Annotated in this window: 14 protein-coding genes; 9 read left to right on the forward strand and 5 right to left on the reverse strand. The window is 61.0% G+C overall.

Annotated features, from left to right (window positions below; genetic code table 11):
* Positions 1-12 precede the first annotated feature (12 nt).
* The 6 genes from topA to C4K39_RS10075 all read left to right on the forward strand — a co-directional run bounded on the left by topA (position 13) and on the right by C4K39_RS10075 (position 6,332).
* The gene (gene topA / locus C4K39_RS10050) at positions 13-2,622 is read left to right on the forward strand and encodes a type I DNA topoisomerase (protein ID WP_068587864.1); all 2,610 of its coding nucleotides are present in this window, start codon (positions 13-15) and stop codon (positions 2,620-2,622) included.
* 161 nt (positions 2,623-2,783) lie between these two features.
* Positions 2,784-3,305 (forward strand): DUF6586 family protein, encoded by a 522-nt coding sequence (locus tag C4K39_RS10055; protein ID WP_124346263.1) that lies wholly within the window; start codon positions 2,784-2,786, stop codon positions 3,303-3,305.
* A gap of 50 nt (positions 3,306-3,355) precedes the next feature.
* Positions 3,356-4,375, forward strand: coding sequence for a hypothetical protein (locus C4K39_RS10060; protein ID WP_124346264.1), 1,020 nt, complete (start codon positions 3,356-3,358; stop codon positions 4,373-4,375).
* Entirely contained in the window at positions 4,375-5,385 is a 1,011-nt protein-coding gene (locus C4K39_RS10065; protein WP_124346265.1) for a hypothetical protein, read from the forward strand. The genes C4K39_RS10060 and C4K39_RS10065 overlap by 1 nt, the downstream gene beginning before the upstream one ends.
* Before the next feature lie 9 nt (positions 5,386-5,394).
* Positions 5,395-5,952: a LemA family protein gene (locus tag C4K39_RS10070; RefSeq protein ID WP_124346266.1), complete on the forward strand. Its 558-nt coding sequence runs from the start codon at positions 5,395-5,397 to the stop codon at positions 5,950-5,952.
* 146 nt (positions 5,953-6,098) lie between these two features.
* The gene (locus C4K39_RS10075) at positions 6,099-6,332 is read left to right on the forward strand and encodes a hypothetical protein (RefSeq protein WP_011060267.1); all 234 of its coding nucleotides are present in this window, start codon (positions 6,099-6,101) and stop codon (positions 6,330-6,332) included.
* A gap of 105 nt (positions 6,333-6,437) precedes the next feature.
* On the opposite strand, the gene sulA is transcribed toward C4K39_RS10075, so the two are convergent.
* Both sulA and lexA read right to left on the reverse strand, forming a co-directional pair.
* Positions 6,438-6,911, reverse strand: coding sequence for an SOS-induced cell division inhibitor SulA (gene sulA, locus C4K39_RS10080; RefSeq protein ID WP_068587855.1), 474 nt, complete (start codon positions 6,909-6,911; stop codon positions 6,438-6,440).
* 10 nt (positions 6,912-6,921) lie between these two features.
* Complete coding sequence (lexA, locus tag C4K39_RS10085) at positions 6,922-7,527, reverse strand: transcriptional repressor LexA (RefSeq protein WP_068587853.1); 606 nt, start codon at positions 7,525-7,527, stop codon at positions 6,922-6,924.
* A gap of 251 nt (positions 7,528-7,778) precedes the next feature.
* Here lexA and C4K39_RS10090 point away from each other — a divergent pair, with 251 nt between their 5' ends.
* The gene (locus C4K39_RS10090; protein ID WP_068587851.1) at positions 7,779-8,486 is read left to right on the forward strand and encodes a TetR/AcrR family transcriptional regulator; all 708 of its coding nucleotides are present in this window, start codon (positions 7,779-7,781) and stop codon (positions 8,484-8,486) included.
* 198 nt (positions 8,487-8,684) lie between these two features.
* Positions 8,685-9,683, forward strand: a complete 999-nt coding sequence (nagZ, locus tag C4K39_RS10095) for a beta-N-acetylhexosaminidase (RefSeq protein ID WP_178083983.1) — start codon at positions 8,685-8,687, stop codon at positions 9,681-9,683.
* 27 nt (positions 9,684-9,710) lie between these two features.
* On the opposite strand, the gene C4K39_RS10100 is transcribed toward nagZ, so the two are convergent.
* From C4K39_RS10100 to mfd, 3 genes are read right to left on the reverse strand one after another with little or no spacing between them, the layout of a single operon-like run.
* Complete coding sequence (locus C4K39_RS10100) at positions 9,711-12,401, reverse strand: DEAD/DEAH box helicase (protein WP_124346268.1); 2,691 nt, start codon at positions 12,399-12,401, stop codon at positions 9,711-9,713.
* An 11-nt stretch (positions 12,402-12,412) separates the two neighbouring features.
* Positions 12,413-12,979, reverse strand: a complete 567-nt coding sequence (locus C4K39_RS10105) for a CsiV family protein (RefSeq protein ID WP_124346269.1) — start codon at positions 12,977-12,979, stop codon at positions 12,413-12,415.
* Positions 12,980-12,989: 10 nt separating this feature from the next.
* On the reverse strand, positions 12,990-16,439 hold the full coding sequence (gene mfd / locus C4K39_RS10110) for a transcription-repair coupling factor (protein ID WP_124346270.1): 3,450 nt from the start codon (positions 16,437-16,439) through the stop codon (positions 12,990-12,992).
* A gap of 353 nt (positions 16,440-16,792) precedes the next feature.
* On the opposite strand from mfd, the gene C4K39_RS10115 reads away from it, so the two are divergent.
* Positions 16,793-18,256, forward strand: coding sequence for a glyceraldehyde-3-phosphate dehydrogenase (locus C4K39_RS10115; protein WP_068587842.1), 1,464 nt, complete (start codon positions 16,793-16,795; stop codon positions 18,254-18,256).
* The last annotated feature ends 25 nt before the right edge of the window (positions 18,257-18,281 follow it).

An 18,281-nucleotide genomic window follows, 5' to 3' on the forward strand; every position in this document is an offset into this window, starting at 1 on the left:
ATTTTCCGATCCATGGGCAAATCGCTGGTCATTGTGGAATCCCCGGCTAAGGCCAAGACCATCAACAAGTACTTGGGTAACCAATACGTGGTGAAGTCGAGTATCGGCCATATCCGAGACCTGCCCACCAGCGGTTCGGCAAGTGCCGCCAAGGAGCCGGCCGCCAAGCGTGGCAAGGCCGCGGGCGAAGCCCCGGCACTGTCGCCGAAGGAAAAGGCGCGCAAGCAGCTGGTGGCGCGCATGGGCGTCGACCCCGAGCACGGCTGGAAAGCCAAGTACGAAATCCTTCCCGGCAAGGAAAAGGTCATCGAAGAGCTGCGCCGCCTTGCCAAGGATGCCGACACCATCTATCTCGCAACGGACTTGGACCGCGAAGGGGAGGCCATTGCTTGGCACCTGCGCGAAGCCATCGGCGGTGACGACGAGCGCTACAAGCGCGTGGTGTTCAACGAAATCACCAAGAAGGCGATCCAGGACGCCTTCTCCCAGCCCGGCGAGCTGGATATCCATCGGGTCAATGCCCAGCAGGCCCGGCGTTTCCTCGACCGTGTAGTGGGCTACATGGTGTCGCCGCTGCTGTGGGCCAAGATCGCCCGTGGCCTGTCCGCCGGCCGCGTGCAATCGGTGGCGGTCAAGTTGGTAGTGGAGCGTGAGCGCGAAATCCGCGCTTTCATCCCCGAAGAATACTGGGAGGTGCATGCCGACCTCGGTACCGCGAAGAACGCCAAGGTGCGTTTCGAAGTGGCGCGCGAGAACGGCGAGGCCTTCAAGCCGCTCAACGAAGCCCAGGCCATGGCGGCCCTGGAGAAGCTCAAGGCGTCGTCCTACAGCGTCGCCAAGCGCGAAGACAAGCCCACCAGCAGCAAGCCTTCGGCCCCGTTCATTACTTCCACCCTGCAGCAGGCTGCGAGCAACCGCCTGGGCTTCGGGGTGAAGAAGACCATGATGATGGCCCAGCGCTTGTATGAAGCGGGCTACATCACCTACATGCGTACCGACTCCACCAACCTCTCGGCCGACGCCGTGGCGATGGCTCGTAGCTATATCGAGAGCGAGTTCGGTGACAAGTACCTGCCAGCCTCGCCCAATGTCTACAGCAGCAAGGAAGGGGCCCAGGAGGCGCACGAAGCGATTCGTCCGTCCGATGTGCACACCCATCCGAGCAAGCTGTCGGGCATGGAACGTGATGCCGAGCGCCTGTATGAGCTGATCTGGCGCCAGTTCGTGGCCTGCCAGATGCCGCCAGCGCAATACCTGTCCACCACTGTCAGCGTTGCCGCTGGTGAGTTCGAGCTGCGCGCCAAGGGTCGTATCCTCAAGTTCGACGGTTACACCCGGGTCATGCCCCAGGTGAGCAAGCCGGGCGACGACGATGTGTTGCCCGACATGGCCCAGGGCGAAGTCCTGAAACTGATCAAGCTGGACCCGAGCCAGCACTTCACCAAGCCGCCGGCGCGCTACTCCGAAGCCAGCCTGGTGAAGGAGATGGAGAAGCGTGGCATCGGCCGTCCTTCGACCTATGCGGCGATCATCTCCACCATCCAGGATCGCGGTTATGTGACCCTGCACAACCGTCGCTTCTACTCGGAAAAGATGGGCGACATCGTTACCGAACGCCTCTCCGAAAGCTTCTCCAACCTCATGGACTACGGCTTCACTGCCGGCATGGAAGAGAATCTCGACGACGTGGCCCAGGGCGAGCGTGACTGGAAGAACGTGCTCGACGAGTTCTACGGCGACTTCAAGAACAAGCTCGAGGTCGCGGAGGGCGCTGAAAGCGGTATGCGCGCCAACCAGCCGGTCATGACCGATATCCCATGCCTGACCTGCGGCCGGCCGATGCAGATCCGTACGGCTTCCACAGGCGTGTTCCTGGGCTGCTCGGGTTATAGCCTGCCGCCCAAGGAGCGCTGCAAGGCCACGGTCAACCTGGTTCCGGGCGACGAGATCGCGGCGGACGACGAGGGTGAGTCCGAGTCCCTGGTACTGCGCGGCAAGCATCGTTGCCCGATCTGCAGCACGGCGATGGACGCTTACCTGCTGGATGAAAAGCGCAAGCTGCATATCTGTGGCAACAACCCGGATTGCGCCGGCTATGAGATCGAAGAGGGCAGCTACCGGATCAAGGGCTACGAAGGCCCGAGCCTGGAGTGCGACAAGTGCGGTAGCGAAATGCAGCTCAAGACCGGTCGTTTCGGCAAGTTCTTCGGTTGCACCAATGCGACCTGCAAGAACACCCGCAAGCTGCTCAAGAGCGGCGATGCGGCGCCGCCGAAGATGGATCCGGTGAAGATGCCCGAGCTCAAGTGCGAGAAGGTCAACGACACCTATATCCTGCGTGACGGTGCATCGGGGTTGTTCCTGGCTGCCAGCCAGTTCCCGAAAAACCGTGAGACCCGTGCACCGTTGGTGCTCGAGCTGATCCCGCACAAGGACGAGATCGATCCGAAGTATCACTTCCTGTGCGAGGCGCCGCAGAAGGATCCTGATGGCCGTCCCGCAGTCGTGCGCTATAGCCGCAAGACCAAGGAGCAGTACGTGCAGACCGAAGTCGATGGCAAGCCTACTGGCTGGCGCGCTTTCTACGATGGCGGTAGCTGGAAGATCGAAGACAAGCGCTGAGGTCCATTGAGCGCTGGAGCCGGGTATCTGGCTCGGTGATTCACGAGGCCGCATGTTCCCACGGAGCATGCGGCCTTTCTTTTGGCTTGCGGCCGACAGGATTGATCCCTGAAACTGTGCCATTCGCACCCGGTTCTCTTCTCGCAGTGGAGGCTGCCTACATGGCCCACGAGCTCTATACCCGTACCAATCAGAAGATCTACTTCGCCGGCCTGGCCCTGGAGGCTCTGGCGCGGGCTGAAGAGGGGCGAGCGATGAATGCCCATGCTCTGGTCCAGGCGGGGCGTGAGTCAGTACTGTTTCACCTGTACGGGGCGTTGCTGGGCTTGTGTCATGAGATCGCCGGGTTCTACCGGTTGCCCCAGGCGGGCGCTGCGCGGGTGGAGCAGATACTCAATCGTGATGTGCTGGAGAGCATCGCGATTCCTGAACTGGCGGAGCTGGTCGAGCTGGCGCAGAGCCCGCAAAGCTGGCTGGCGCAGCTGTTAACTGCCTATGCAGCGTTGCTCCAGCCGCCAAGGGTGCCCCACAAGCCCAAGGGCGATGTCACCCAGCCACTTATCGTGGCGGTCAACCTCGATGAGGAAGAACAACCGGAGCTGGGGCGCGAGGAGCTGGAAAGCTGGCGGCAGAATCTCAAGGCCCTGGCCATTCGCTTTCGGGACGGCTTGAACGAGTGCTGAACCTGAGTGCTAGCTGATTCGCCGTAAGACTATTTGATCAAGGAAGATTCATGCTGTTCTTCTTGCGTGACCAGGCGCTGGTTCGCCTGCTGAGCGACTCTCAGGTGCGGGTTGCGCGTGCCCGTTGCAATGCGGATCTGCTAGAGGTGCTCGACAGGCTCGATGTATTTCCCGGCGGGTTGGAGTTCGATCATGTGCAATCGATAGTCCTCCTGGTACTGGCCTTTGCCTCTTTCGCCACGGCGCTGTTGATGGATGGGATGGGCGGGTTTTTCTGGGTGGGCCTGGCCTTGGCTTTTTTCAGTTATTACACCCGTAAAGGGCTTTCCGGATCGTTAACGGACCTGGCAACGAGCATTGCCCGCAAGTGTGCTTTGTTCTGTAACGAGCTGAGCGAATTCGACAGCACTGCCGATTGGCGCTTGAAGAAGCTCAATAGCGAATTTGTCGAGTATCAGCGAGGTAATGAGCGACGTCACATCGTCGACTCGGTCCAAGGGGCCTATCAGGGGAGCCGCCATCGGCTGGCGTTCGAGTATCACCAACTGCAGTACGTTACCTCCAGTCTCCAGCGTGGGGCGGGGGGCAGCTACAGAACAGTCTTCGAGACCTTCAATCGCTATAGCCTGGTAGTGGATTTTCCTTGGGTCACGGACATTGCGGTTCGATCCCGTCCATTGGAGGCCACCCTGGCGGGACAACCATTCAAGACTGACTGCAACGCTTTCAATGAGGTCTTTGTGCTTCGGGGCAATGACCAGGCCAGTTGCGAGCGATTCGTCACACCTGCGACCTTGGATCTCCTGCTGGGGCTCGCGCGCCACCTGGACCAGCCGAACCTTGAGTTTTCCAGTCAGGAGCGGCTCTGCCTGAGCTTCGATAATGCACAGGTCATGGCTCATGCCGATCTGGGAGCTTTGAGTGATCTCTCGGTCTTTCGTGAGCGGATCGAGGAGGGGGTTGAATTACCAGGACTATTCCCGGTTCTGGAGTGGGTGCACCAGTTGGCGCTGGCACATGATAGTCCGACAGAGGACTCCGAGCTCGGTGAGCTGATCAAGGAAGGATGATGCAGTTTCTCAAGCACGATGCTGATTTGATCCGTTTGTTGGGCGATTGCGATGTGGCGGTGTTGCAGGCCCGGTCCAATGAAGACTTGTTGATAGTCATCGACAGGCTCAAGGCCTTCAAGGGAGGGCTGCAGTTCGATCACGCCCAATGCTGGGTGTTGCTACTGCTGGCCATTGTCTCGGCGATCCCTGCCCTGGCAGGCCTGGTGTTGATGTGGTTCGCCACTGCGTGCCTGGGGTTTGCCAGCCTGTACATTTGGATGAGCCGCTCGGTGGCCTTGGATGAGTTGCCGAAGAACATAGCCCGCAAATGTTCGTTTCTCAGCAATGGCCTCAGGGATCCGGGCGGTACTGCAGATGAGCGCCTGAGTTGGTTGAATGAGGAGTTCGATGATTATGACCGTGGTAACGACAGTCGTCGCATCGAGGCTTCGGCCAGGGGCGTGTATCAGGGGAGACGGCATCAGTTGTCCTTTGTCTTCCACCATTTGCATTATGTGAACGCCCATAACAAGACCAAATCCGATGGTGAGAGCGAAAAGGTGTACGAGCACTTCGACCGCTTCAGCCTGGTGGTGGATTTTCCTTGGGTTACCGGTGTAACGGTGCGCAGTGATCTGCCGAGCAAAAAAAGCACTAGGCCCAAGGTCTTCGAGACCACGTCCGATGAATTCAACAGGGTCTTCAGTTTTGCCGGTGACAGCGAGTTGGATTGCGCAAAGTTCGCGACACCTACAACCCTGGCTTTTTTGCTGGGTCTTCATCGGCGGCTGAAAAAAGTGAACCTGGAGTTTTCCAGCCAGGGGCATCTATGCCTGAGCTTCGATGATGCAGAAGTCATGGCCTACAAGGATCCAGGCACGCTTGAGGATCTAGCGAGCTTCTACGCGAACATCGAATGCGGGTTGGAGTTGCCGAATCTGTTTCCGGTGCTGGCCCTGGTGCATGAGTTGGCGGAGTTGCACGACAATAATTTCGACCTTCCATTGAAGGTCGCTGATGAAATGTAGCAGTAGGGAATGGAGTTGTTGCTGGTTGCGGTGATTGCCGTGGGTGTTGTTGCTTATGTTCACTACAACAGGATTGTCAGCGCGTACAACCGTGTCCAGCGTGCCTGGTCGGATGTTTTGACCTACCAGCGCCAGAGAATCAAGGTGCTGGATATGCTCGAACCCCAGGTAGCCGGCTTTCAGGCTTATGAAAGCCAATTGTTGGAAAAGATCGTTGGGCTGCGTAGTGCTATTGGCAGTTTGCCGTCTGCAGCCGATGGCGGTGCGCTCAAATCGGTAGATCAGGGCGCCAAGGCTCTGCGGGGCGAGTTGAACCTCGCGCTTGAAGCCTACCCTGAGCTCAGGTCCGTGGAGCTGTTGAGCAACCTGATGCGCGAGGTTGCCGAGCAGGAAGGTAATGTCGGTGGAGCCATTACCTTGTTCAACCTGAATGTGGAACGCTTCAATAACACCATTCAGTTGTTCCCTGGCTCTCTGATCAACAGGTTGGCCCTGGGCAAGCCACTGATCGTACCGTTCTCCGACAGTGAGGCCTCGGCTGGCATTGAATACAAGCCGAATTTCTGAAGATGCCGAGGTGCTTGTGCATGCTTATTGGGCAGCATTGGGCGTTTCAAATAGGCAGGGTCGGTCTGCTGAGGGTTGGCGATTCCTGAGCGGGGAGAGGATGATGGCTGGTATAATCCCCCGCCTTTCGTGGAGAACAGATCTATATGCCAACGTCCTTTCTAGAAATTGTCGAGTTGCCAGACGGCCGTATTGAGCTGCGTAGGGCTGAGGACGAGGGTTCTCTGGTTACTTTGGATTTCTCCGAGGATGCCAAGGCCTTTCTGCAGGGCCAGCATGTCGAAGTGGCCAAGGCCATGTTGAGTGTCGGTGTACAGATGGCTGGCCGCTTGGTCGAGGGTGAAATCGACAAGGAAGATGGTCCACGGGTTCTTCACTAAGCCCGTCTATCGGTTTTCTTGAGGTCATTCGTCGCATTGTTCCGGCTTCTCAATCCTGGAGAAGCCCCGAGTTACTCAAGCGTATTTCCTGCGACCTCCCGCTGTTCATCCCAAGCGAATATTCAGGCTTTGCGCCTCGCCAGTGCGTGCAGCGCTGACCAGTTGTTGCCGGGCGCTGGAGCTCAATGGATTCAGCCAACTGACTACCGTATGACTGCGACCTAGGCGCAGGGCCTCACAGGCTAGCTGTTGAGGACTCTGGTTACCCCGCGGATGGAGCAGCAAGATGCGTTCGCGATTCAGGCCGGCATCACGTAGCCAGGCCTGGGTTAGGCTGGAGGGCGGGGCAATCAGGGTCAGCCAGCGGGCGTCCTGGTCCTGGCTTAGTTCCCTGAGGATGGGGGCCAGAAGGTTCAGGCAGCTCCCGGCAGTACCGCGTAGCGACAGCTCGCTGAAGGCTTCCTGAGTATTGTTCTTGGGCGGCTCGACCACGTCCTTGAGGGCGGGCGTCAAGGGGTGTGCCATGAACGCCTCGAACAAGGGTAGCTGTGCCTGTTGTGGTGCGTGGGGGAACTGCATGGAGCCTCCTTCAGCGGCGAATGACGCCGACACTCAAGCCTTCAATCACCAGGTCCTGGTCCTTCAGGTTGACTTCGATAGGGGCGAACTCGGGGTTTTCTGCAATCAGCCAGACCTTGCTGCCTTCACGCTTGAAGCGCTTGACCGTGACTTCATCGCCGATGCGCGCTACGACCACCTGGCCGTTGCGGGCTTCACGGGTGGTGTGTACCGCCAGCAAGTCGCCGTCGAAAATGCCGATATCCTTCATGCTCATGCCGTGAACCCGTAGCAGGTAGTCGGCGCGCGGGTGGAAGAAGGTCGGGTTGATGTTGCAGGATTCCTCGATGTGCTGCTGGGCGAGGATGGGAGCACCGGCAGCGACGCGCCCGATGATCGGCAGGGTGTCGTCGTTCTTGGCCTCGAAGCCTGGAATGCGGATGCCTCGGGAGGCGCCGGGGGTCATCTCGATGGCGCCCTTGCGGGCCAGCGCCTTGAGGTGTTCTTCCGCCGCATTGGGGGACTTGAATCCCAACTCCTGGGCGATTTCGGCACGAGTCGGCGGATAGCCATTGTCTTCAAGGCAACGTTTGATAAAAGCCAGAATCTCAGCTTGGCGTGGCGTCAGTTTTAGCATGTCGATCGCTCTGTCTTTTTATACAGTTGCTGGGATTATATACAGTGAATGTCGCTTGGCAATCCTCCATTTGTCATGCTCGCTCCTGAAGCTTGTCGTTCAGGTGTCGGAATCTGCTGCCAGGGTCGCCAACTGGCAGTGGCAGGTATGATTAAATAGTGCGCCGGCTGGTCGTTGAAAGGGCTCGCAGACTTGACATTACGGAGCCTGAAACGTATGTTTCAAACAAGTGTTTGTCAGGCGGAGTAGCCATGGCCCAGTCGGAAACCGTTGAACGCATTCTCGATGCTGCCGAGCAGTTGTTCGCGGAAAAAGGTTTTGCCGAAACCTCATTGCGGCTGATCACCAGCAAGGCCGGGGTCAACCTGGCTGCTGTCAACTATCATTTCGGCTCCAAAAAGGCCTTGATCCAAGCGGTGTTCTCGCGCTTTCTCGGGCCGTTCTGCATCAGCCTTGATCGCGAGTTGGAGCGTCGCCAGTCCAAGCCGGACAGCAAGCCCAGCCTGGAAGAACTGCTGGAAATCCTTGTTGAGCAGGCGTTGGTGGTTCAGCCGCGCAGCGGTAACGACCTATCGATCTTCATGCGCTTGCTGGGGCTGGCTTTCAGTCAGAGCCAGGGGCATCTGCGTCGCTACCTGGAAGACATGTACGGCAAGGTATTTCGCCGCTATATGCTTCTGGTCAACGATGCTGCGCCGCGTATTCCACCGATCGAGCTGTTCTGGCGTGTGCACTTCATGCTGGGTGCAGCCGCTTTCAGCATGTCCGGAATCAAGGCCTTGCGGGCTATCGCCGAGACTGACTTCGGGGTCAATACCTCCATCGAGCAGGTCATGCGCCTGATGGTGCCGTTCCTCGCTGCCGGCATGCGTGCCGAAACGGGGGTAACCGACGAAGCGATGGCCAGCGCCCAGCTCAAGCCGCGCAGCAAGTCGGTCCCGGCAGCTGCCAAGGCCTGATCCACGGGTGGGCGCGACAGCTTACATCCGCTAAGCTAGCCGCCCATGCCGATTCTCGTTTTCTACCTCCGCGCTTTTTTCCCGCTAATGCGGATCGCCTTGGCCGCCTGTGTCGTGGATACAGTCGGCTGGCGTTCCGTGGACGCCATTGCTGATGGCGCGCGCACTCGTGTTTAAGGACATTCTATGACCGCTGGCCTGCAAGGCTCCTTGATGGTGGACGTCGCCGGTACCTGGCTGACGGCCGAAGATCGCCACCTCCTGCGTCAGCCAGAAGTGGGCGGGCTGATCATCTTTGCCCGTAATATCGAGCACCCGCACCAAGTGCGTGAGCTCTGCGCCTCGATTCGCGCAATCCGCCCGGACCTGCTGTTGGCGGTAGACCAGGAAGGTGGCCGGGTGCAGCGCTTGCGCCAGGGCTTCGTGCGCCTGCCGGCGATGCGTGCCCTGGCCGACAACCCGAATGCCGAGTACCTGGCCGAGCAATGCGGTTGGGTCATGGCCACTGAAGTCCTGGCCGTTGGCCTGGATCTGAGTTTCGCGCCGGTGCTGGATCTCGATCACCAGCGTAGCGCTGTGGTGGGCACCCGGGCCTTTGAAGGCGATCCGGAACGCGCCGCGTTGCTGGCCGGAGCCTTCATCCGGGGCATGAACAGCGCCGGCATGGCCGCCACCGGCAAGCATTTCCCCGGCCATGGCTGGGCCGAGGCGGATTCCCATGTGGCGATCCCCAATGACGAGCGCAGCCTGGAAGAGATCCGTGCCAAGGACTTGCTGCCATTCGCCCGCCTGAGCAAGCAGCTGGCGGCGGTGATGCCGGCCCATGTGATCTACCCGCAGGTCGACGGCCAGCCAGCCGGCTTCTCCCGGCGCTGGCTGCAGGACATCCTGCGCGGCGAGTTGCAGTTCGATGGCGTGATCTTCAGTGATGACCTGTCCATGGCAGGGGCTCATGTGGTGGGTGACGCTGCGAGCCGGATCGAGGCTGCCCTGAGCGCCGGGTGCGACATGGGGTTGGTCTGCAATGACCGTGCTGCCGCCGAGCTGGCCCTGGGCGCCGCGCAGCGCCTCAAGGTCAGTCCTTCGCCACGGATTGCACGGATGCGCGGCCAAGCCTTCGCCAATGTCGAATACAAGCAGGATCCGCGCTGGCTGACGGCGCTGGGTGCCCTCAGGGCCGCTCAGCTGATCGACTGACCCGACCGATCCCTTCGACAGGCCGCTTCAGCGGCCTGTCTTGTCATCGGGGAGCGGTGCGAACAGGGCCTCGATATCTTCGCTTTGCAGTTTCCAGTCGCCAGCCTGGCGTCCATCCAGCACGCCTGCTGCCAGGTCCGACTTCTCCTGTTGCAGGTGCTGGATCTTCTCCTCCACGGTGCCACGGGCAATCATCTTGTAGACGAATACCGGCTTTTCCTGGCCGATGCGATAGGCGCGATCGGTGGCCTGGGTCTCGGTGGCCGGGTTCCACCACGGGTCGTAGTGGATCACCGTATCGGCTTGCGTCAGGTTGAGGCCGACCCCGCCGGCTTTCAGACTGATAAGGAAGATCTGCAAGCGACCGCTCTGGAAGTCCCGCACCGGTGTGCGCCGGTCCCGGGTCTGGCCGGTGAGCAGCCCATAGGCGATGTTTCGTCGCTTCAGCTCGACTTCGATCAGGCCCAGCATCGAAGTGAATTGCGAGAACAGCAGGATTCGCCGGCCTTCATCGAACAACTCCTCGAGCATCTCCATCAGGCTGTCGAGTTTGCCGGACGAGCTGCCGCGCGCCGGTGGCGAGTCGTTGACCAGGCGCAGGTCGCAGCACACCTGGCGCAGCTTGAGCAGGGCCTCGAGGATGATGATCTGGCTGCGGGCCACGCCTTTGCGGGTGATTTCGTCGCGGACCTTCTTGTCCATGGCCAGGCGCATGGTCTCGTAGACGTCACGCTGCGTATCGTTGAGTTCGACCCAGTGGATGATCTCGGTCTTGGGCGGCAGCTCCGTCGCCACTTGTTCCTTGGTGCGACGCAAGAGGAAAGGCTTGATCCGGCCATTGAGGTGTTGCAGGCGTACTTCGCTGGCCTGTTTCTCGATCGGCGCGCGGTAGTCGCGATTGAAGCTCTTGGCATCGCCCAGCCAGCCCGGCAGGAGAAAGTGGAACAGCGACCAGAGCTCTCCCAGATGGTTTTCCAGGGGCGTACCGGACAGGCACAGGCGTTGCCGGGCATCGAGCAGGCGTGCGGCCTGGGCCGCCTTGCTCGAGGGGTTCTTGATGTACTGCGCCTCATCCAGGATCAGCACGTGCAATGGTTGCGCGGCCAATAGCTCGGCGTCCTTGGGCAGCAGGGCATAGGTGGTCAATAGCAAGTCGTAATCGGCCAGCTGGCTGAAATGCTTCTTGCGCCCGGCGCCATACAGGGCCAGGACTTTAAGCTGCGGCGTGAAGTGTGCGGCCTCGTCCAGCCAGTTGGGAATCAGGCTGGTAGGCATCACTACCATGCACGGGCGGTCCAGGCGTCCGGCGTGTTTTTCGCTGAGGATGTGAGCCAGGGTCTGCAGGGTCTTGCCCAGGCCCATGTCGTCGGCCAGGATGCCGCCCACTTCCAGTTGGCGCAGCGACTGCATCCAGCTCAGGCCTTCGAGTTGATAGGGCCGCAGGGTCGCGTTGAGCCCCTCGGGGACTGGCGCTGAATAGTCGCGGATGTCTCGCAAGCGCTGGGCGAAGCTGCGAATGTGCTCGCCACCCTCCCAAAGCAGCGGCAGCTCCTCGAGCGGGTTGAGGCGGATGGCGTCGGCGTTGCTCAGGCGCAGGGCCAGATCGCTGTTTTCCTGCAAGTAGAACTCGCCCAGGGTCGCCAGCACGGGTTTCAGGCGGCCATAGGGCAGCGCCACTTGCAGTGGGCCGTGCTGGGAGTTGGGGCGATTGGGAATGTTCACCAGGATCAGTTCGTCATCGCGGCGCTTGGCCAGGCGTTCCGGGTTGAGGATCTCGGTATGCGAGCGCATCAGGTTGAGCAGGATCGGCAGCAGGCTCAGGCGTTCGCCGTTGACGATGATCCCCAGCTCAAGGTCGAACCAATCCCGCCCCGGGGCTTCATCGACACTGGCATACCAGTCGTCCACCGCTGTCAGGTCGAAGCCGAAGCCATCGTCGATTTGCAGTTCCCAACCCTGGCTGCGCAGCTTGGGCAGTTCATTGAGGGTGAAGGTCAGCCAGGCGCTGTCATTGACCATCTCGTACAGCTCGCCAGCGCTCTCCGGCAAGGCCTTGCTCTGGCGGGTGGCGATCTTGAAGCCCAGGCCCCGCAACTGTTCGCGAAAGGCCTGTTCCTGTTCGGGTTGGCGCTTGATCCGCAGGCTCTGGTGTTCCTGGCGGATGATCAGGTCGGCGTGTTTCTGGTCGCTGACGTATTCGCCCTGGTAGTTGAAGGACAGTGCCGCGCGGTGCTGGATGTATCGCTGCATCTTGCCGTTGCGCGGCTCGAAGGCGCTGAACTCGACGCTCGCCAGCCACAGGCGTGGTACTGGCTGGACATCCTCCAGCAGTTGTTGGGGCGGCGCGGGTGGGCGCCGGTTGTCGAGGACGGCGGAAAGCTTTTCCAGCAGTTCGGCATCTTTGGCCGCCGCCGGATAGGCCAGGGTTTCCTCCACTTGCAGCAAGACGGCGGCGATGTGCTTGCAGTTGCTGTGCACCGGGCACGTGCAGTGGCCATCGATCAGTAGCAGGTTGCCCTTGCTCGACTCGCGCAGGGTGATGGTCTGGCGATAGACATTGCCATTGGAGCCTTCGCAACTGGCCGTGATAGCGCTGTCTCCGGCGCTGACGATGCGCACGCGCTTTTCCATGGCGTAGCGCCGGCCGCGCTCCAAGGCTTGTTCCTTGAAGCGATTGAGCCAGGATGGGGCCAGGGGTTTGGTCAGGGGCAGGGTCATAAGGACTTCTATCAGTCCGGAATTTCAGCAGGAGCGGGGCGCGGTGCGGGCGCGGTCAGCGAAGTGATCTTGATCAGCAGTGCCAGGTGGCCGTTATCCAGGTAGTTGAGCTGGCCGTTCTTGGTATGGCTCTGCTGCTTGAGGCGTTCGCTGCGGGTGACCAGGCCATTGCTGTCGATCTGGTTGATCCAGAAGTCGGCATCCACATCGGTAAAGCGCCCAAGCGTCAGGCTCAGGGTGCCTTCGATGGGGAACTGGCCGAACTGCTCGGGGCCGTCGCTGAGGGCGACTTTGACCGGGCTTTCTCCCAGGGTCTGTTGCCAGGCCCGATGCAGCAGCACGCTGTAGTCGCTGCTGGCGCCGAGTTTTTCGACTATCGCATTCAGCGCGGGAGTCCGCAGGCTGCCCGGCTCCAGGCGCGTGGCGCCGGCGGCCCAGTCCTCGGGGGCGGCGCGGCTGATGATCTGGGGTTCGGCGTTCTGGCGCACGAGGATCATTTCCACCTGGTACAGGTCGTTGGCGAATGCCGTTGGCATGACCAGGGCCAGGAGCAGGGGCAAGGAGCGGAACAGGCGCATGGGGCGTCCTTCAAGCAGTTTTCGGGGTGAGGCTCTCAAGCAGGGCCTCCAATGTATTAAAGCGCTCTTCCGGGCGTTCCATCGGCACCATGAACTTGAACAGCGTGGCGCCTTCGAATTTGTAGCGCTTGGGCTGGCCCTGGATCAGCTTGATCAAGGCCAGCGGGTCCACCGGGGTGTCCGCGGCGAACTCGATACGCCCACCCTGGGGGCCGCCATCGATCTTCTTGATCCCCAGTTGCTCGGCCTGGAGCTTGAGCTGGGTCAGGCGGATCAGGTTCTTGGTCGGCTCCGGCAACAGGCCGAAGCGGTCGATCATTTCCACTTGCAGGTCCTTCAGGCCATCTTCGTCGGTGGCCGAGGCGATGCGCTTGTAGAGGATCAGGCGAGCGTGGACATCCGGCAGGTAGTCCTCGGGAATCAGTGCCGGCAGGCGCAGGTTGATTTCCGGGCCGCCGCCCAGGGGTTGGTCGAGGTTGGGTTGTTCGCCCTTGCGAATGGCCTTCACCGCCCGCTCCAGCATCTCCATGTACAGGGTGAAGCCCACCGCTTGGATCTGGCCGCTCTGGCCATCCCCCAGCAGCTCGCCGGCACCGCGGATCTCCAGGTCGTTGGTGGCCAGGACGAAACCGGCTCCCAGGTCCTGGGTGTTGGCGATCGCCTCCAGGCGCTTTTCCGCATCCGTGGTGATCTGCTGGCGCGGTGGCGTGAGCAGGTAGGCATAGGCCTGGTGGTGGCTGCGGCCGACCCGGCCGCGCAATTGGTGCAGCTGGGCCAGGCCGAACTTGTCGGCCCGTTCGATGATGATGGTATTGGCGCTGGGCACGTCGATCCCGGTCTCGATGATGGTCGAGGCGATGAGGACGTTGAAGCGCTTGTGATAGAAGTCACTCATCACCTGTTCGAGTTCGCGTTCGCGCATCTGCCCGTGGCCGATGCCGATTCGCGCTTCCGGCACCAGTTCGGCAAGGTCGGCGGCACACTTCTCGATGGTCTTCACGTCGTTGTGCAGGTAATACACCTGGCCACCACGCAGCAGCTCGCGCAGCAGGGCCTCCTTGACCGTGCTCTTGTTCTGTTCCATGACGAAGGTGCGTACCGACAGCCGTCGGGCCGGCGGCGTGGCGATGATCGACAGGTCGCGCATGCCCGATACCGCCATGTTCAGGGTACGCGGTATCGGCGTGGCGGTGAGCGTGAGGATGTCCACTTCGCTGCGCAGGGCCTTGAGCTGCTCTTTCTGGCGTACGCCGAAGCGGTGTTCTTCGTCGATGATCACCAGCCCCAGGTTCTTGATCTTCACATCGTCCTGCAACAGCTTGTGGGTGCCGATGACGATGTCGATCTTGCCTTCGGCCAGGTCCTGTACCGCCGTGCTGACCTCCTTGGCCGACTTGAAGCGGCTCATGACCTCGACGGTTACCGGCCAGTCGGCGAAGCGATCGCGAAAGCTGTTGTAGTGCTGCTGGGCGAGCAGAGTGGTGGGGACCAGGATCGCCACCTGCTTGCCGCCGTGCACCGCGATGAAGGCTGCGCGCATGGCCACTTCGGTCTTGCCGAAGCCCACGTCGCCGCAGACCAGGCGGTCCATCGGCTTGGGCGAGAGCATGTCCTCGCGCACCGCTTCGATGGTGCTCTGCTGGTCCGGGGTCTCCTCGAAGGGGAAGCCGGCACTGAAGGTCGCATAGTCGGCCTTGGGGTCGGCGAAGGCATAACCTTCCCGGGCCGCCCGGCGGGCATAGATATCCAGCAGCTCGGCGGCCACGTCGCGCACCTGTTCGGCGGCCTTGCGCTTGGCCTTTTGCCAAGCCTCGGAGCCCAGGCGGTGCAGGGGTGCGAGGGCATCGTCGCTGCCGGTATAGCGGGCGATCAGGTGCAGGTTGGCCACCGGCACGTAGAGCTTGGCGCCCTCGGCGTACTCAAGGGTGAGGAACTCGGCGGCCTGGTTGTCGATCTCCAGGGTCGCCAGGCCCAGGTAGCGGCCGACACCATGATCGATATGCACCACCGGTGCGCCCTCACGCAATTCGGTGAGGTTCTTGATCACGGCATCGTTGTTGGCGTCGGCACGTTTTTCCCGACGCCTGCGTTGCATCACGCGCTGGCCGAACAGTGGGCTTTCCGCGACCAGCGCCAGGGCTGGCTCGTCCAGGGCCAGGCCTTCATCCAGGGGCGCGATGGTGATGGCCAGGCGCTCCTTGCTGGCGACGAAGTCCGGCCAGCTGTCGACCGTCCTGGGGCGCAACTTGAGGCGCTCCAGCAGTTCCAGCAAGACTTCGCGGCGGCCGGCGGACTCGGCGGTGAACAGCACGCGGCCCGGGAATTCATCGAGGAAGGTGGCCAGCGCCGCCAACGGTTGGTTGGCCTTGGCTTCGATGGCCAGGTTGGGCAGTTCGCGTGCGGCAAAGCGTTCGCGTCCGACACCCGTCTCGATGTCCTGCTGGCTGGCGACCACCCGAGGCCAGTTCTTCAGGCGGGCGAAGCAGTCTTCCACCGGGAGGAACAGTTCGGCCGGCGGCAGCAATGGCCGCGAAGGGTCGATGCGCCGCTCTTCGTAGCGGTTGCGCACGTCGTTCCAGAAGTTCTCCGCGGCCTGTTCGATGCCGGGCAGGGAAAACACCTGGGTGTCCTGGGGCAGGTAGTCGAACAGGGTCGAGGTCTCTTCGAAAAACAGCGGCAGGTAGTACTCGATACCGGCCGGAGTGATTCCGCTGGTCAGGTCCTGGAAGATCGGGCAGCGGCGGAAGTCGACGTCGAAGCGTTCGCGAAAGCGGGCCTTGAAGCGGGTGACCGCCTCCTTCTGCAGGGGGAACTCCTTGGCCGGCAACAGGCGTATGGAGTCGACCTTGTCGATGGAACGCTGGTTTTCCGGGTCGAAGGTGCGCAAGGTTTCGATTTCGTCATCGAACAGATCGATGCGGTAGGGCAGCTTGCTGCCCATGGGGAACAGGTCGATCAGGGCGCCGCGAACGGTGAACTCGCCGTGTTCGTACACCGTATCCACATAGCGATAGCCGCTGGCCTCCAGGCGGGTGCGCATCTGTTCCACATCGAGCTTCTGGCCCACGTCCAGCACCAGGCTGCTGCCCAGCAGGAACTGGGTCGGCGCCAGGCGGTGCAGGGCGGTGGTGATCGGTACCACCAGTACGCCATGCTCCAGCTCGGGCAACCGATACAGGCTGGCGATGCGCTGGGAAATGATGTCCTGGTGGGGGGAAAACAGGTCGTAGGGCAGGGTTTCCCAATCGGGGAAATGCAGGACCGGCAAGTCCGGGGCAAAGAAGCTCAACTCCTGTTCCAGGCGGTCAGCGCTTTGGCTGTCGGCGGTCAGCAGGAGGGTGAAGCGCTTGGCGGCGCTGGCCGCTTCGGCGATGGCCAGGCTCAGGGCGGCACCGGGCAGGTTGCCCCAGTGCTGTTTGCCGGTGGCGGCTGGGAGTAGCGGTAGACGCAGGACAGGCACGGACGGTCAAGCTCCAGGCGTTGCGACAAAGTCGGTAATTGTAACGGCCCCGGGCAGCCACTGTCAGTGGCTGATGTGTCTAATACGCTGGTTGGGGGAAATGTAGTGGCAATCACAAAAAAACCGGCTTTTTAGTGGGAAATGTAGTGCCGATTTTGACTAGTGTTACGGAGGGTTACGGACAGGTCGCCCACTCTGACAAAAAAATGACACCGCTGGAGCCCGCGTGTTTACTGGGCTGCAGCGTGGCGTTGATTTTTTTGCAAGGACTATTGTTACGTTCCGCACGACAGGTGCGCATTGCTACGGGAGGGACTCGGCGGCATAATGTAGCCCCTTTTTTCTGCCCCTACATGTGGAAGGTTCCCGTGACTCAGAAGCCCGACCAGTGTCTTGGTGAATGGATCGACCGTGAAGCACTCGCAGAAGCGATGATTCCGCTTATCGGTCAGCTCTACCGCAACAACAATGTGGTGAGCTCGATCTATGGCCGCAGCCTGATCAACCAGTCTGTCATCGCGATTCTCAAAGCTCACCGCTTTGCTCGCCATCGTCAGTCCGACGAAAGCGAATTGTCCGTCCACGAAACGTTCCCGCTTCTGAAAGCCATGAGCGAGCTCAAGCTCGGTGCGGCTTCGGTCGATCTGGGCAAGTTGGCTGTCAAATTCAAAACCCAGGGCAATGGCCGCACCGCCGAACAGTTCGTTCGCGAAGAGCTGGCTGATGTCGTGGGCCAACAAAACGCCTCGGCGCGCAAAGGCACTGACGTAGTGCTGTACGGCTTCGGTCGTATCGGTCGCCTGCTGGCACGCATCCTGATCGAAAAAACCGGTGGTGGCGATGGCCTGCGCCTGCGCGCCATCGTGGTGCGCAAGGGCGCCGAGAACGACCTGACCAAGCGCGCCAGCCTGCTGCGTCGCGACTCGGTACATGGTTCGTTCAACGGCACCATCACCATCGATGAAGCAAACAACACCATCACCGCCAACGGCAACCTGATCCAGGTCATCTACGCCAAGAGCCCGAGCGAAGTCGACTACACCCAGTACGGCATCCACGATGCGCTGATCGTCGACAACACCGGTGTATGGCGCGATGCCGATGGCCTGGGCCAGCACCTGGCCTGCCCGGGCGCTGCCCGCGTGGTCCTGACCGCACCTGGCAAGGGCGCGCTGAAGAACATCGTGCACGGCATCAACCACGGTGAAATCACCCCTGACGACAAGATCGTTTCCGCTGCTTCTTGCACCACCAACGCCATCGTGCCGGTGCTCAAGGCCGTGAACGACCAGTACGGCATCGTCAATGGCCACGTCGAAACCGTTCACTCGTTCACCAACGACCAGAACCTGATCGACAACTTCCACAAGGGCAGCCGTCGTGGCCGCGCCGCGCCGCTGAACATGGTGATCACCGAGACTGGTGCAGCCACCGCTGCTGCCAAGGCACTGCCGGTGCTCAAGGGCAAGCTGACCGGCAACGCGATTCGCGTACCAACGCCAAACGTGTCGATGGCCATCCTCAACCTGAACCTGGAAAAGGCCACCACCCGCGACGAGATCAACGAGTACCTGCGCCAGACCGCCATGCACTCGGATCTTCACAAGCAGATCGACTTCGTCAATTCCCAGGAAGTGGTGTCCACCGACTTCGTTGGTTCCCGCCATGCTGGTGTGGTCGATGCCGAGGCTACTATCTGCAACGACAACCGCGTTGTCCTGTACGTCTGGTACGACAACGAATTCGGTTACAGCTGCCAGGTAGTGCGCGTGATGGAAGACATGGCTGGGGTCAACCCGCCAGCGTTCCCACGCTAAGCATCTGCCGATATGAAAACGCCCC

The organism is Pseudomonas sessilinigenes (genome assembly GCF_003850565.1).
In the GTDB taxonomy this organism is placed as follows: domain Bacteria; phylum Pseudomonadota; class Gammaproteobacteria; order Pseudomonadales; family Pseudomonadaceae; genus Aquipseudomonas; species Aquipseudomonas sessilinigenes.

Bases quoted from the DNA above. Each gene is read 5' to 3' on its own strand.
- topA (WP_068587864.1), top strand. From the start codon at position 13: ATGGGCAAATCGCTGGTCATTGTGGAATCCCCGGCTAAGGCCAAGACC.
- C4K39_RS10055 (WP_124346263.1), top strand. From the start codon at position 2,784: ATGGCCCACGAGCTCTATACCCGTACCAATCAGAAGATCTACTTCGCC.
- C4K39_RS10060 (WP_124346264.1), top strand. From the start codon at position 3,356: ATGCTGTTCTTCTTGCGTGACCAGGCGCTGGTTCGCCTGCTGAGCGAC.
- C4K39_RS10065 (WP_124346265.1), top strand. From the start codon at position 4,375: ATGCAGTTTCTCAAGCACGATGCTGATTTGATCCGTTTGTTGGGCGAT.
- C4K39_RS10070 (WP_124346266.1), top strand. From the start codon at position 5,395: ATGGAGTTGTTGCTGGTTGCGGTGATTGCCGTGGGTGTTGTTGCTTAT.
- C4K39_RS10075 (WP_011060267.1), top strand. From the start codon at position 6,099: ATGCCAACGTCCTTTCTAGAAATTGTCGAGTTGCCAGACGGCCGTATT.
- sulA (WP_068587855.1), bottom strand. From the start codon at position 6,911: ATGCAGTTCCCCCACGCACCACAACAGGCACAGCTACCCTTGTTCGAG.
- lexA (WP_068587853.1), bottom strand. From the start codon at position 7,527: ATGCTAAAACTGACGCCACGCCAAGCTGAGATTCTGGCTTTTATCAAA.
- C4K39_RS10090 (WP_068587851.1), top strand. From the start codon at position 7,779: ATGGCCCAGTCGGAAACCGTTGAACGCATTCTCGATGCTGCCGAGCAG.
- C4K39_RS10100 (WP_124346268.1), bottom strand. From the start codon at position 12,401: ATGACCCTGCCCCTGACCAAACCCCTGGCCCCATCCTGGCTCAATCGC.
- C4K39_RS10105 (WP_124346269.1), bottom strand. From the start codon at position 12,979: ATGCGCCTGTTCCGCTCCTTGCCCCTGCTCCTGGCCCTGGTCATGCCA.
- C4K39_RS10115 (WP_068587842.1), top strand. From the start codon at position 16,793: ATGTGGAAGGTTCCCGTGACTCAGAAGCCCGACCAGTGTCTTGGTGAA.